The organism is Paraburkholderia acidicola, assembly GCF_002362315.1.
Lineage (GTDB): Bacteria > Pseudomonadota > Gammaproteobacteria > Burkholderiales > Burkholderiaceae > Paraburkholderia > Paraburkholderia acidicola.
In genome coordinates this window covers 1,143,789-1,158,291 of the sequence record NZ_MTZV01000004.1, presented here as the reverse complement: position 1 = coordinate 1,158,291, position 14,503 = coordinate 1,143,789, and the positions used below count along the sequence as shown (strand labels likewise).

The window sequence follows — 14,503 nt, the reverse complement described above, 5'->3', positions numbered from 1 at the left end:
GTATTCGTGTTTTGCTTCCGTGATGTTTTAAGGCAGTGTCGAGGCCTTCCGGTACGCCGGACGAGCCTTACAGCGATCGATCCAGTCCGCTACGTGTGGCCGCTTTTCCCGTTCGAATCGACTCACAAAACCGATAACACTTGCGACATTCAAATCAGCCGCGGAAAAACTAGTCCCGACGAGCCATCCAGATTCCGATAGCGCGAGCTCAAGGCGGTCCAATGGTCCTTGCATCTCGGCAGCGGCTGAGTTTGCTTGTGCCGCATCGCGTGCTGATTCGGGCAGCCAATAGGTATGAGAGGCCCACTGGGTGTAGGCCGATTCAAGCGAAGTTGCTACCCACAGCGTCCATTGCAAAACCTTCGCCTGATCCTTTGGGTCCGGCGGCCAAAGCATTCCAGCCTTCTGCGCCAGATACAGGTTGATAGCAAGCGATTCCGCGAGCACGAAACCGCTGTCCGAAATCGCGGGGATGGTGCCGGCCGGGTTTATCAAAAGGTACCGCGCGTCGTTCCGGCAGGACTGCCATGGCAGTGGTTCATGTTCAAACTCAAGGCCGAGCTCGGTTGCCATCCAGAGAACTCGGAAAGCGCGAGAGCGACTTGTGCCGAAGATTGTTAATGACATTTTCAAAAGACGGAGTGGTTGTGGGCTTTGCTTTATCGATTGTTAGCGTTCGGGTTGGTCATATCGAACTTCTCAAATGGCCACGGCCGGTCCGAACGCCTCACAACGGAGGACGATTCATAGCAACCCAACGTTGAACAGACGGCCTTCGCCACTGATGCGCCGCGTAGTCCGCCAACCTTTGCGGCACCGTATCGCCATTCAGGACGAGCCGGTTCAGCATTAGAGCAAGGTCGGTGTCCGCGATGCACCACTCGCCAAAGAGGTTCGGCGAGTGATCGGTAAGCAATAACTCGCAGGCAGAAAACAGTCTTCCCGCTGCGGAAAGTGCGGCGGCAGATAGCGGCGGCGCGGAAGCGCCATAAAAGACTACCTCGGTGGAGCGCTCCTGCCTGATGGGCATGAGATCGCTTCGCAGCCATGCTTGTACTTGCCGTGCCCGGGCGCGCCGCATCGCATCTTTGGGGTACAACGAGGTGCCCGGAAAAACCTCGTCGAGGTATTCAGCTATCGCCGACGATTCGGACAAAGCGAAACTGTCGTGAACCAGTGTGGGCACACGCTGTGTGAGTGAACTTGCTGCGTATCCATGTTCATGGTTTGCCTTGCTGGCAAGATCGATGGTGACAAGCTCGAACGACAATTCTTTTTCGTGCAGGGCCACGAAGGCCGACATCGCATAGGGGCTTGCGAATTGAGCATCGACGTAGAGGCGCAGACTCGTTGATGGCACATTGGGCTCCTGTTTAGGTCACTGAATATAGTCGCGCGGTTGAACAGTGAAATCCAGCACCTTGCCATTCCGAAGAACGGCGAGTTTGATTGGCGTGCTATCGATGGTTTTGACTCGCGCTTTAATCAGCGAGACAGCTTGCGAAGAGACCGGTTGTTCATCGATCTTGATCACACGATCGCCCTGCTGCAATCCCACCTCGGTGGCCGGAGAATCCGGTGAGACGTAGCTTACCGTTGCAACATTGCCATTCGCGTATTCGATACCGAAACCCGCTCTGTTATAGACCTGGTTTTCCGAATCGACGGGCACATCGAGTCTCGTGAGCCAGAGACGATGTGAAGGGTAATCGAACGTCAAAACGCTCGACTTCAGCAGCGCAGTACCCATGTCGGCGGCAAATTCCGAATCCGTATTCAGCCCGCGATCGAAACTCGTGAACATCCCGATTACATCGTCGAACGTGGTCGACCCGATGGTCAGATGGGGGATCCGTCCGAGCTTGGTCGTTCCGCTTCCTCCCACTCCGGTGAACGGAATACCAATGTCATAGAGCCGTTTCGGCGCAGCAGCGGGATGAACGCTCGCGAATGTCCGATTGACGATGAGCGCGGCATTGGCCCCGGTGTCGAGCCACAGATAATCCGCCACTCCATCGATCTTAGCCGCTACCACCGGCACGGTGTGGTCGAGCATCAAAGGCAACGCGTGTGAATCGTCGAGCGCCATACGATCCGGCGTCAAAGAGAGCGTGATGGTACGCCGGGGAAAATCGAAGGTCGTGATAAAGCGTGCGAGAACTTCGTAGCCAATCGACCCGGCGCTCCCACCAGCGCCCTCGTCGAGAACGGCGGCGTATTGATTCCGCACATGCGCCGCACCTAAACGTAAATCCTTGATTCTGGCGAATCGCGTTGTGATCGCGGTTCCGGCAAACCCCGTGTCGTGTCCTTCTCCAACAAGCTTAAGACCCGCGGCTTCCGCTGTGGCTCTCGATAGGGTGAGCGCACCGCCCGAATCAAACAGAAAACTGAAAGGGCCTTTCCCATTGAGGAAAACATTGACGTGAGGTTCCTCCCTCGAACTCATGGGGACCGTCGTGGTCTCGCCGCCATCGATGCCATAGTCGTTCATCACTGTATCGGGTTTGCGCGCTTTGATAGCGACGATCTTCGGGTCGACTCCGGACTGTATCCGGATGTCATGGAGATCCCATCGATTGCTGTCACGATCCACCACGCTTTGCCTGAACGGAGCGAGTCGATTGTCGACGTGACGGTAGTCAGCGTATGTCGTTGTCGCTACATCGGGTTCGTCCCTACGCGACCAGCGCAATGGCAAATGCGTCGTATGAGAGACCCAGGCCGTTGTGACCTTGCCACCTAGCGGCAATACCTCCAGGACATCGGTATTCGTGCCGTCGATCTGCTCGGTTCTAAGGAAAGTGATTTTCGCTGGCCAGCATTTGTTCAACAGACCGCCGCCCAACCAATACGCGTCGCTGACGATGCCGGCCCGATAGCCCTCGAAGTCCGCATCCCTGACGACACCATCCGCGCCCGTGACCCACGCGCGGGAACCCGACACGCCAAAAGCGAAATTCGCGGGGCCAGTGTCGGTTACCTGGATGGTTGCCACTTGTGCCTGCGGATCGCTTGCGATCAGGAATTTACCGACGAAACCTTTTGAACTGGCCGTTCCTTCGATCAGCATAGGGCGGCAATCCGTCTGCTCGGTTGACAAAACGATGCTGCGTTGGCTATTAACGTCTGGTGCAGCATCTGATGCACTTCCTGCAAAATCTGCTCGCGCGGTGGAGAAAACAAGGCCGGATAGGAGCAACGCCATCAAGCGGCAAGTGCGGGAAAGTGTGAGTGATGAGTGCGGCCGACGCGATTTGGAAAAAGGCATGAGTAGATCGTATGGAGTCGGGAAATGACGCGACAGCGTGAGATTGGCCGATTGTTGCATGAACCTCATAGATGTCCCGGCTGAAGATTGCCGGAACTCGTCAGACGAGCGTCGGTCGGGACAAACCACCCTCTCGTTTTCTGCAGCACGCCATACATCAGCGCGATCGGAAGAACGCATTTCAGAATTACAAGGCTCCAATAATCGAACGGGGTTGCCGGGATCTGCGCATGAGGTAGCGGGCCTGTGAAGAACAGTAATTGCAGCGCCACACAGACGTTCATCATTGAATGCACACCGATCACAAGCTCAAGGCGCTGGTCACGCAAGCTCAAGGCGGAGAAGCCGAGTGAGTCAACGAAGATTAGCGTCTTCATTCGCAAGTCATATTGCGTATGGAAAGCGGCAAATATCACGGCAACCAACGCAACGACGACGATCGAGGAGCGTATGTAGCGCCCGATGGTCTGGGTCAGCCACGCCCGGAAGAAGAGTTCCTCCGCGAATGCAGCGAATGGGATGACGAATAGGTTAACCATCGCTATGACAATCTGGTCACGGTGATGCGGCCACTCGAAGTGTCGAGGTGCAATCACCCATACGCCCGCTCGCATCGAAGTGAAAAGCGAAATTGCCATGAAACTGATTGCATTGGCGGCGAGATACAACGCCGCACCCCGCAAACAACGTCGAATATCGAACGTCAGGTCTGTAGAGATGAGCGACAGGAACGGGCGGCGCAGAATTTTTTTGCACGCGAGCCAAAATCCGAAAATATAGGCAGCGGCATCCACCACTCGGAATATGGGAGTCCTGTCCGCGACCGGGATATGGAACAACCGATGTTCGGAAAAAATGGGCGAAGTCACGACGATCGCGCTAGTGAGCGTAAACAGAAAACTCAGGAATTTAACCAGGAGGTAAGTCAAAATAACACTTCGCCAGTCGATTCGTCCCATGTTGGCGAGATTGATAAAGGCACGCGAAAAGTCGTTTTCTGGTTTCATGAACACAGTTCAAGTGAAACAACGTTTGCTTTGTCTATAGTCTTCAACTGTCCAATCTCACGATTGTCGAGAATTCATCCGCTGCCGTCGAATGATCGAAGCTAACCAAACTCGGGAAACTACACCATCAAGATATGAAACACCTTACGATACTTTGCGTCTGCATAACGCTTCTTATCGGAATCCGTGCGCACGCCACGAGCAACGCCGGCGATTCCCCAGCGCCTAACTCAACCGACACACCTCACGAAGCCACGCTCCTCGCTAATAGCCACGTATTCAAAACGAACGACGGCGTCCGTCTCTGGTACCGCGAAGCAGGTCAGCCAAATGGAACACCGGTTGTCTTTCTCCACGGAGGACCCGGAGAAGGAAGCCAGACCTTCGCACGATATGTTGGTCCAGAGTTAGAGCCGCACCTTCGAATGATCTATCTTGATCAACGCGGTAGTGGTCGATCACAGCGCCCAAAAAATTCAAGTGCTTATTCCATCAATCGAATGGTGCTGGATATTGAGGAATTGCGGCTACAACTAGGCGCGCAGCGTATCGACATCATCGCTCATTCGTTTGGCACGATTCTCGCGCTGGAGTACGCCGCCAGATATCCAGAACACGTATCCCGGCTTGTTCTGGCGTCAACAGCGAACGACATGCCCGCGCTCATGGACAGTCAATGCACGCGCCTGGCAAGTTCCGATCCGGTCGCCTATACACGCGCGGTCAAGGCCGCTGCTGGGAAGACATTTCCACACTGCAATCCCTTCAAGGCTTACCCGGACCAGCGCGAGCAGGCCTACATAGATCGCAATATGTTTCCGGATGAACGAGTCGCACGCGTAGTTGAAGAGGTGGACTCGGCCGATGGACTTGGCAATTCCGGCGAGAGCGCTCGGGCGTTGCTCAACAACGGTCTTACGCGCTACCGTTTTGTGAAGTTCGCGAGAATTAGCATGCCGGTGCTGATCATCGCCGGAGAGCTCGACTTTCAAACTCCGGTTGAAGAGCAACGCACGCTTACGCGAAATCTGCAGCAAGCGACGCTTTTGGTCTACCCGGCTAGTGGCCACTTCATGTTTGTCGAGCAGCCCGCGCGTTTTGGTCGAGACGTAGACCACTTTCTTGCGGAGCATTAGAGATCAATACGCCGTTGCGTCACATGTTCATCACAGACCAACGCTCAAATATCCCCACGTTGATACTCACCATGAAGTCGCCCCGCCGTCGATGAATCGAACAACGTATCAAGACGCGCACGGGCGATCATCTGGCGAAACGTTCCGTGCTGCGTCGCGTCGCCAGCGTCGTGCATCGTTTCCGTCATCCAGACACTGAATTCCTGATACTTCCAGATGTGCGGCAGAACGGTGTCGGAATAACGCTCCAGCCCGATTGTGTCGTGATGCCGTACTGCGCTCGTCAACGCTTGAGCGAGGACATCAACATCGAACAGGGCGAGATTCATTCCCTTCGCACCGGTAGGCGGCACAAGGTGTGCGGCGTCGCCAGCCAGGAAAAGATTCCTGTATTGCATAGGCGCATAGACCGCGGAGCGCAGGGGGACGAAGTCCTTGTCATGCACCACGGCATTCTGGATCGTGCTGTCGCACCGTCGCAGCCGGATTTCATTCCAGAGCCGTTCATCGGGCCAGTCCTCGGGGCCGTCGCTGAGTGGGCACTGGAGGTAGTACCGGCTTCTACCGGGGCCGCGAGGTAGTTGCGCGACAAAACCGTGATCGCTTACGCCCATGACCGGTTGTCCAGTTACCGGAGCCTCGACCAGCGCGGCCAACCACGCATAGCCAAACTCATGACTAAACTTGCTGAGAACGCCATCGGGAATCGAGGCGCGACTAACACCGCGATCGCCGTCACACCCTACGATGTAGTCGCAAAGAATTTCGTGCGGACCCGTCGAATCGGAATAGCTGACGCTCGGTCGACAGTCCTGTTCGTTGTAGATTGCAACGTCCGCAACCGCGAAGCGGACGTCGCCGTCACTCAGATCAATGTGTTCCCGCAACAGGTTGCCGACCAGCATCTGCTGCGTGCAAAACTGACCTTCACTGCCGTCGTCTCCTGATGTTTCAAAGATGCGGCCTACGCCATTCACGCGGTAATCAATGGTCTGCGCGACAGGGCCGCCCAGAAGCTTATCGGCCAACAGCCACCGCTCAAACATGCGCACGCCGCGCGCTTCAACGACACCGGCGCGTTGACGTACCTCGATGGTTGCACGATCGCGCCGCTCCAGTACCACGCAATTCACCCTCGCACTCTGGAGGAAGGTCGCCAGCGTCAGACCCGACACGCCAGCGCCAATGATGACAACCGAGGTTTCCTCGCGATTTGCTTCCATGATGTTCATTCCGTCGTTTGATTTCGATGGAATCAGAATATAATTTTTTAGTTACATTCTCTAATCACATTGCTGGAGTCAATTGCGGCGTGAAGCGAAAGATAGATATCTCATTGAAAAAGCAGGCGAAACAGGGGCGGTCTATCGCGACGGTTGCCGCCATTGCGGAGGCTGCCACTTACATTTTGCGTCGTGAGGGGCCTGGCGGCTTCACGGCCAATAAGGTCTGCGACAGGGCCGGTGTCAACATCGCCTCGTTCTATCAATACTTTCCGAACAAGCAGGCTTTGCTCTTTTATGTAGCCCAGACGGCCTGGGAAAGACAGCTTGCGAAGCTATCGCCAATCCTCCAGCAATCTGGCTCCGATCACCCGGGCAAGCTACGGGAATTTATTCGCGAGTTTTTCAGAATCGAGGCGGCGGAAGCGGATCTGCGTCAGGCATTGAAGACGGCCGCGGTTGATCTCAAGCAGACGAAGGAGTTCAAGGCGCTGATTGCAGAGGGCGCAGCCCTGACAAAGGCGTTCATCAAAGACGCGCTTGAAATCGCAGATACGGAAGACCTCGACTTCGACGTCAACTTCATCGTCCTTCTGGTCACAAGCTTCGCCGAAAGAACCACGGACGAGCGAACCTCTGCGGCAAAACTTGTTCGTCAGGCCGATCTGCTCTGCGACATGCTCATCGCTTACTTCGGAATTCGCGCGAATCCGGAGACGCTACCGGAATGACACTAAACACCCGCCGCCGCCTCCCACCGTGCCTTCAAAAAATCAATAAACAACCTCGTCCGTGCCGGCAACAGCCGCGTTTCCGTAATCGCATGCACAGGCAAGGGCGCGAGGCTCCATTCCGGAAGCACGCGCTGCAACTGCCCCGATACAACATCCTCACGCGCAAGCACGTTGTCCAGCACAGCGATGCCGACACCGAGCTTCGCTAACGCGCGACCCAGACCGATGCTATTCATCGCAAAACGGGACCCTGTCACGACCGTCACGGTCTCATTGCCGCGATGCAGGGTTCTCGCCCCGTCCGGCTGTTTCGTCGTCCCTTGCGCAACGCACATCACGTGATACGCCAGATCGTCGGGATGTTTGAGCGTCGGCGCACTCTTCAGATAACCCGGCGATGCATAGAGATGGCGCGGCAACAACCCAACCGGCCGCGCGACGAGCATCGACGGCGCAGCAGGCGGCTGGCCGATGCGGATCGCCAGATCGAACGGTTCGGTCTGTAGATCGATACGCCGCGGCGTCACGTCGAATTCGAAATCGATCAGCGGATAGGCCTGCGCGAAGTCGCTCAGGATCGGCGCGAGATAGCCGGTGGCGAGATCGACCGGCATCGAGACACGCAACGTTCCGCTCGGTTTCGTCGCAACGTCGCGCAGCGCTTCGTGCGCGGAGAGCGCTTCTTCGACGATGCTCTGGCAGCGTTTGAAGTACACCTCGCCCGCTTCGGTGAGTTCCACCTTGCGCGTGGAGCGATGCAGAAGCCGCAGTCCAACGGCCTTCTCCAGTTCCGCGATCTGCCGCGACAGCGTCGAGTTGGGCATCCCCAGCGCGTCGGCGGCGCGGCGGAAATTCCGGGTTCTCGCGACTTCGACGAACAGGCGCATGCCGTTCAGCACTTCCATGTCGATTGCTCCACTAATGGATCAGTGTTTTCAATTATGCCTGTTTAATCCATCAATGAAGCAATGCAAGATGCTTCCATGCCGACCTAAACAGGAGAACCGACATGAGCAACGACCTTTTTAGTACCGCCCGGATCGGGCGCTATACCCTCCGCAATCGCTTTGTGATGGCCCCGATGACGCGCTCCCGCGCCGATGACAACAGCGGTGTCCCTTCAGACCTCGTCGCCATCTATTACGGCCAGCGCGCCGACGCAGGCCTGATCATCACCGAAGGAACCTACCCGTCGCCGATGGGCAAGGGCTACGTCCGTACGCCGGGCATCCACTCCGCTGCGCAAATCGATGCATGGCGCGCGGTCACTGCGGCAGTGCACGCACGAGGCGGCCGCATCTTTCTGCAGCTCATGCATACGGGGCGAATCTCGCATCCGGATATGCTGCCCGACGGCGCCACGCCGGTTGCCCCTTCCTCGATTCGTCCGGCCGGCCAGGGGTGGACCGCGTCGGGGCAGCAGGATTTCGTTACGCCGCGTACGTTATCGACCGAGGAGGTTGCCGGTGTCGTCGATGAGTATCGGCGTGCCACGCGTCACGCATTGGAAGCGGGCTTCGACGGCGTCGAACTGCATGCCGCATCCGGGTATCTGCCGGAGCAGTTCCTGTCGTCGGGAACGAACCAGCGCGCGGACGAGTACGGGGGCTCGCTGGAGAATCGCGCGCGCTTCATTCTGGAGGTGCTCGCAGCGATGACCGCCGAAGCTGGCGGCGACCGCGTCGGTATCAAGATCTCGCCGGAGATGGGCTTTAACGACATCGTCGATGCCGAGCCGCACGAGACTTATCGCTATCTGGTGAAACAGCTTGCACCGCTCAAGCTGGCCTATTTGCATGTCGCGTGGTCGAAGAGCGGGTTCGACTATCACGGTGCGTTGCAGCCGCTGTTTGGTGGCGCTTATCTGCGTGGCGGCGCGCTGACCAAAGAGACAGCTCAGGCGGCGATCGCGGAAGGGAAGGCGGATGCCGTCGTATTCGGCGGCCTGTATCTGGCGAACCCCGATCTGCCGCAACGGTTTCTTGCGGACGCTCCGCTCAACGCACCGGACCGGAATACGTTGTACTCGCCCGGCCCCGACGGCTACATCGATTACCCGGTACTCGACGCCGGTAACACGACGAACCGTGCGCTTCGTATTCATGCATACGGCGGTGCCGACGCGGTACAGATCGAGCGGATTGCCGAGCCGGTTGCTGGCGCGGGTGAAGTTGTCGTCCGCGTGCGTGCGGCGGGCGTCAACGGTTTCGACTGGAAAGTTCGCGACGGTCTGCTGCATAGCGTTTTTCCGTTGACGTTTCCTGTCACGCTGGGTAGTGAACTTGCCGGTGAGGTGATCGCACTCGGCGCTGGCGTGACAGACTTTGCGATTGGCGATCGCGTGATGGGGCCGATGAGCGGGCCTGGCGCTTACGCGGATCGGGTCGCGGTTGCCGCTGCTAACCTCACGCCGACGCCGCCAAATCTGGACGACGTGCATGCAGCGGCTATCCCCGTGACTGCGCTGACTGCATGGCAAGCGTTGTTCGATGCGGGTGGATTGACCGCTGGTCAAACCGTGCTGATCCACGGTGCGGCGGGTGGTGTCGGCGGATTCGCCGTGCAGTTCGCGCGGCGTGCGGGTGCGCGCGTGGTGGTCACTGCGCGCGGTACGCACGCCGACTATCTGCGTTCGCTCGGTGCGCACGACGTAATCGATTATCGGACTACCGCGTTCCACGAACATGTCGCGGATGTGGACCTCGTGCTCGATCTCGTGGGCGGCACGACGCTAGCCGATTCGTGGCAGGTGTTGCGTGCGGGAGGCCGGATCGTCAGTACCGCGGCCCCCGAGATCCTCACGCAGATCCCGATCGGCAAGAACGGTGTGTGGTTCCAGATGCGCCCCGATCAGGCGCAGCTCGCGGACATCGTGGCGATGGTCGCGCGAGGCGATGTGAAAGTCGACATCGCGAAGGTCGCGGAAGTAGCGGACGCCGCGAACGCCATCGAGCAAAACAAGATCGGGTATGGACGCGGCAAAGGCGTGATCCGGTTCGCGTAGTTGTGGGAACCGGATCGAGGCGAGGCGACTTGAGGTGTCGAGCGCTTCGATCCGGTCACACCGGCACCACAAACACCCCACCCGCATCAATCACCCGCACCGCAAACCCAAAACACCTTTCGATCAACGCCGCCTGCATGATCTCGCGCGGCGTGCCGTGCGCGACGATCGCGCCATCCGCGAGCAACGCCATCGAATCGGCATGACGTGCCGCAAGATTCGGATCGTGCACGATCGCCAGCGCGCCGATGTGCCACTCGCGCGTCAACGCACGCACGGTCGATAGCAGCCGATGCTGATGCGCGAGATCGAGCGCCGCAGTCGGTTCGTCGAGCAACAGATAGCGTGCGGGCCGGTCCGCCGCGCTTTGCGGTGTACCGGTCGGCCAGATCTGTGCGAGCACCCGCGCAAATTGCACACGAGCCAGTTCGCCACCTGACAACGTCGTGATATCGCGCCCCGCCAGACCATCCGCATCGGCACGTTCAAGCGCACTCGCGGCAATCGCGAGGTCTGCGCGCGACATCGCGCCGCGACGCGCATGCGGGTAGCGGCCCAGCAAGACGATCTCCTCGACGCTGAACGGAAATGCCGGTTGCGATGCTTGCGGCAGCACGGCACGCAAGCCTGCGAGACGCGAGGGCGCAATCGTGTCGAGCGATTCGCCGTTGAGCGTGATGGTGCCCGCGTGTCGCGCACTTCCAAGCGGCATGTGCGGTTGAAAATCGCCAGCCAGCATTTTCAGTAGCGTGCTCTTGCCAGCTCCATTGCGACCAAGCAGTGCGGTGAGCCTGCCAGGTTCAACGACCAGCGACAGGTCATCGAGTATCGTCGCAGCACCGTGCGCAACGCGGAGGTGACTGGCGATCAGCATTGTGCGGCAACCTTCGCGTGATAACGGGCGTTCATAGGCCGAGTGTGCTGCGACTGCGCCACAGCAGCATCAGGAAGAACGGCGCGCCGAGCAACGCAGTCAGAATGCCGAGCGGGATTTCGGCGGGAGCTGCCACGGTACGCGCGGCAAGATCGGCGAGTATCGTCAGCGTCGCGCCGAGCAGCATCGCGGCTGGCATCACCACGCGCTGATCGGGACCGCATACGAGCCGCACGCAATGCGGCGCAACGAGCCCGATGAATCCTATCGCACCGGTACACGACACGAGCGCACCGACGCCCAGCGATGACGCAACCAGCACCGAGCGTTTCACTGCACGCGTAGGCACGCCGAGATGATGCGCTTCGGTCTCGCCGAGTTGCAGCGCGTTCAGCGCATAGCTGTGGCGCGCGATCATCGCGATAGCCGCGACGACGAACGGCACGAGTACAGCGAGGGTTGGCCACTGCGCACCGGCCAGGCTACCGAGGCTCCAGAAGGTCAGCGAGCGAAGCTGTGCATCGCTTGCGACATAGGTCAGCAGACCGATCGCCGCGCCTGCGAGCGCGTTGATCGCGATTCCGGCAAGCAGCAGCAACGGCAACGCGACGCGCCCACGCGTTGCGGCCAACCGGTAGACGAGCGCGGCGACGAGCAACGCACCGACAAAGGCAGCAACCGGCAAGCCCGTCGTTCCCACGATGCCAGCGAGGCCCACCAACGGCCCAAGGACAATCCACGCCGCCGCACCGAGCGCGGCACCACTCGAAATGCCGATCAGCCCCGGGTCAGCCAAAGGATTGCGAAACAGCGCCTGCAACGCGCTTCCCGCTGCACCGAAACCGGCGCCGACTAGCAGCGCGAGAACGACGCGCGGTAGCCGGATCGACAGCAGTACGGCGCGCGCCTGGTCGAGTGTGGCATCGCCGGTGGTCGCTGCGCCGCCGTGCACGACGATCGCCCAGATCGTCGCGGGTGTGATCCGGTACGCACCGATGCACGCGGCTGCAACCGTCGATACAACAAGCACAATGCTCAACAACGCGAACGTCGTGCGTGCCTTGCGACGCCGCTTTGCCGACAGGTGCGCGGACGATCGGCTATCCGCACGGCCCGGTACGCTCGCTGCAGATGGCCCGGTTGCGGACGCAGCGGTGGATGTATTCATCGCGCTTCTTCGACTACGGACGTGCGCGATCGCGCGCCAAGTGCACGGGTCATGCGTTCGCGAGTCGTTGATTGAGGGTCGTCACCGCAGCGGGCAGGCGCGGTCCGAAGCCGAGCAGAAACAACGCATCGAGCGACACGATGCGCGACGCGCGTCCCGCCGGCGTCGTCGCGAACCCAGGCGCCGCGAGCATCGCAGCGCTGCCACCTGCAGCCTGTACGCCTTCGTCGGTGGTCAGCACGATGTCGGGTGCCGCAGCGACGAGCGCTTCCGGCGACAGCGGTCGATAGCCGTTGAAGCCCTGCATCGCATTGCCCACACCGGCATAGCGCAGCATCGCATCGGCGGCGGTGTTCTGGCCAGCGACCATCGCCTGATTGCCCGACTGGTTCATCACAAACAGCACGCTTGTCTTCGCAGCCTTGCGCGCCAGCGACGAAGCATCGACGCTCGCACGCGCGCCCTGCCACGCGTCGTCGAAACGGCTGCGCAGCGCGCGACCGGCGGCGTCTGCATCGAGTGCTTTCGCAATCCCGTCGATCTTGCCGCGTACCGTATCCACATCGTGATGTTCCGCAAACAGCACGACTTCGACGCCGGCCTGCTTCACCTGGTCGAGCACCGAAGGCGGCCCCGCTTCGGCGGAGGCGAGCACGAGATCGGGCCGCAACGACAGCAGCCCTTCAGTCGACAGTGCGCGCTGATAGCCGACTTTCGGCAGGTTGCGTGTGGCGGCGGGATACGTGCAGGTGGTGTCGGCGCCGACCAGCGTGCCGTGCGAGCCGTCCTGTGCGCCGAGCGCATAGATGGTCTCCGCGAGCGCACCGCCAATCACGATCACGCGACGTTCATGCGATGTCTGCGCCCGTACGCCGACCGCCGTGGTCAAAAGCAATGCGCCACCGCCGATCAACACACCGCGCCGTTGCGGATCGAAACGTTTCGCGCTCATGCTGTCACTCCAGATGCCAGCGCTTCAAGCGGCGTAAGCCTACCGACCAACGCGCGCCATCCCTCAAGTTCCGGCGTTCCCGGCTTCCGCGCACCGAACAGCATCGCGATGTTTTCGCCCTGCTCGTCGAAGAGTTCGAGCGACGTGACGACGCCATCGCTGGTCGGCTTGCGCACGACCCACGCACTCGCGATGAGATCCGCGCGTAGATGCAGATTGAAACCAGGATCGAGGACGTTTAGCCACGGACCCATCGTGCGGATCGTATGCACCGGCCCCGAGTGAATCTGGATCATGCCGCGATTGCCGACGAACACCATGATCGGCAGCTTTGTTTCGGCCGCACCTTCAAGCACGCTTTGCACCACGTCGCACGCAACCGGATAAGCGTTGCTCCGTTCGGCAAGACGCAACGCCTGGGTGCGCGCAAGTCCGAACTTGCGCAACAGTCCGAAGAACTGATGTGTGTCGGTCATCGCCTGCCACGCGGCATGAAAACCCGGCACATCGATGTCGCTATCGGGACGCGGCTCCGCACGGAGTGGTGCTGGCTCGACGAGCAAACCCGCGACCTGATCCGCCATCGCCCAGCGCTCGACGAACGCATCGAACGCCGCATGATCGCTGTGCTCGCGCAGAAACACCTTGTGCACCGCGTGCCCCTGCGCATCGAAGAACTGCAGGCTCTTCTGCACGCCGTGCGCCGTCTCGTCGCGCACGGCAAATCCCGACGCCCACGCGTGATAGAAGATCCGCAGATCGATGGCAGTGCCAAGCGCAAGCCCCACCGGCCCGTCGTGGCTCATGTCGACATACGGTCCGTCTTTCTCATGCACCGCTGCCTCGTTGCGCGTCAGCGCCATCACGAGGCCGAGCCGCGGCACGTCCTCGAAGAGTTCGACGAACGACGGCTTGAGTCGCACCACATGCGCCCCGACAAACGCCGCGATTGCCTCGCCTTCGCTTACACCGAGCGCATGCGCGGCCTCGCGGTTGCGCAGCTTCTGCGTGTCCTTCGTGTGCAGGAAGTCGCGCCGCAACTGCGCGAGCGATGACGGTTCGGAGTGGGCGGTATTCAACATGGCGTAGTCCTCGCGGGGTTGGGGTAATCGATAGCGCTAGATCGTCGGAGAT

Annotated in this window: 13 protein-coding genes; 3 read left to right on the top strand and 10 right to left on the bottom strand. The window is 59.8% G+C overall.

Annotated elements, in window-relative coordinates:
- Window positions 1-27: 27 nt before the first annotated feature.
- The 4 genes from BWP39_RS15490 to BWP39_RS15475 all read right to left on the bottom strand — a co-directional run bounded on the left by BWP39_RS15490 (window position 28) and on the right by BWP39_RS15475 (window position 4,278).
- Window positions 28-627, bottom strand: coding sequence for a glutathione S-transferase family protein (locus BWP39_RS15490; protein WP_096721562.1), 600 nt, complete (start codon window positions 625-627; stop codon window positions 28-30).
- Window positions 628-727: 100 nt separating this feature from the next.
- Window positions 728-1,360 carry a glutathione transferase gene (gene yfcF / locus BWP39_RS15485; RefSeq protein ID WP_096721560.1) on the bottom strand — a complete coding sequence of 211 codons (633 nt, stop codon included), beginning with the start codon at window positions 1,358-1,360 and terminating at the stop codon, window positions 728-730.
- An 18-nt stretch (window positions 1,361-1,378) separates the two neighbouring features.
- On the bottom strand, window positions 1,379-3,331 hold the full coding sequence (locus tag BWP39_RS15480) for an aspartyl protease family protein (protein WP_170043859.1): 1,953 nt from the start codon (window positions 3,329-3,331) through the stop codon (window positions 1,379-1,381).
- A gap of 5 nt (window positions 3,332-3,336) precedes the next feature.
- A complete protein-coding gene (locus BWP39_RS15475) occupies window positions 3,337-4,278 on the bottom strand; it encodes a CPBP family glutamic-type intramembrane protease (RefSeq protein ID WP_096721556.1) in 942 nt (313 codons plus the stop codon).
- 134 nt (window positions 4,279-4,412) lie between these two features.
- On the opposite strand from BWP39_RS15475, the gene BWP39_RS15470 reads away from it, so the two are divergent.
- Window positions 4,413-5,414, top strand: coding sequence for an alpha/beta fold hydrolase (locus tag BWP39_RS15470; RefSeq protein ID WP_096721554.1), 1,002 nt, complete (start codon window positions 4,413-4,415; stop codon window positions 5,412-5,414).
- A gap of 44 nt (window positions 5,415-5,458) precedes the next feature.
- Here BWP39_RS15470 and BWP39_RS15465 read toward each other — a convergent pair whose 3' ends face one another.
- Window positions 5,459-6,637 carry a 4-hydroxybenzoate 3-monooxygenase gene (locus BWP39_RS15465; RefSeq protein WP_096722621.1) on the bottom strand — a complete coding sequence of 393 codons (1,179 nt, stop codon included), beginning with the start codon at window positions 6,635-6,637 and terminating at the stop codon, window positions 5,459-5,461.
- Between the two features lie 89 nt (window positions 6,638-6,726).
- On the opposite strand from BWP39_RS15465, the gene BWP39_RS15460 reads away from it, so the two are divergent.
- Window positions 6,727-7,368, top strand: a complete 642-nt coding sequence (locus BWP39_RS15460; protein ID WP_096721552.1) for a TetR/AcrR family transcriptional regulator — start codon at window positions 6,727-6,729, stop codon at window positions 7,366-7,368.
- Between the two features lie 2 nt (window positions 7,369-7,370).
- On the opposite strand, the gene BWP39_RS15455 is transcribed toward BWP39_RS15460, so the two are convergent.
- Entirely contained in the window at window positions 7,371-8,276 is a 906-nt protein-coding gene (locus tag BWP39_RS15455; RefSeq protein WP_096721550.1) for a LysR family transcriptional regulator, read from the bottom strand.
- Between the two features lie 104 nt (window positions 8,277-8,380).
- Between BWP39_RS15455 and BWP39_RS32540 the strand changes: the two genes are divergently transcribed.
- Window positions 8,381-10,375 (top strand): oxidoreductase, encoded by a 1,995-nt coding sequence (locus tag BWP39_RS32540; protein ID WP_096721548.1) that lies wholly within the window; start codon window positions 8,381-8,383, stop codon window positions 10,373-10,375.
- A 55-nt stretch (window positions 10,376-10,430) separates the two neighbouring features.
- On the opposite strand, the gene BWP39_RS15445 is transcribed toward BWP39_RS32540, so the two are convergent.
- Genes BWP39_RS15445 through BWP39_RS15430 form a run of 4 tightly spaced genes read right to left on the bottom strand, consistent with a single transcriptional unit; the run spans window position 10,431 to window position 14,451 of the window.
- Entirely contained in the window at window positions 10,431-11,249 is an 819-nt protein-coding gene (locus BWP39_RS15445) for a heme ABC transporter ATP-binding protein (protein ID WP_096721546.1), read from the bottom strand.
- Window positions 11,250-11,280: 31 nt separating this feature from the next.
- Window positions 11,281-12,417 carry a FecCD family ABC transporter permease gene (locus BWP39_RS15440; RefSeq protein ID WP_096721544.1) on the bottom strand — a complete coding sequence of 379 codons (1,137 nt, stop codon included), beginning with the start codon at window positions 12,415-12,417 and terminating at the stop codon, window positions 11,281-11,283.
- A 49-nt stretch (window positions 12,418-12,466) separates the two neighbouring features.
- A complete protein-coding gene (locus BWP39_RS15435) occupies window positions 12,467-13,369 on the bottom strand; it encodes a heme/hemin ABC transporter substrate-binding protein (RefSeq protein WP_096721542.1) in 903 nt (300 codons plus the stop codon).
- Window positions 13,366-14,451: a hemin-degrading factor gene (locus tag BWP39_RS15430; protein WP_096721540.1), complete on the bottom strand. Its 1,086-nt coding sequence runs from the start codon at window positions 14,449-14,451 to the stop codon at window positions 13,366-13,368. The genes BWP39_RS15435 and BWP39_RS15430 overlap by 4 nt, the downstream gene beginning before the upstream one ends.
- Window positions 14,452-14,503 lie beyond the last annotated feature (52 nt).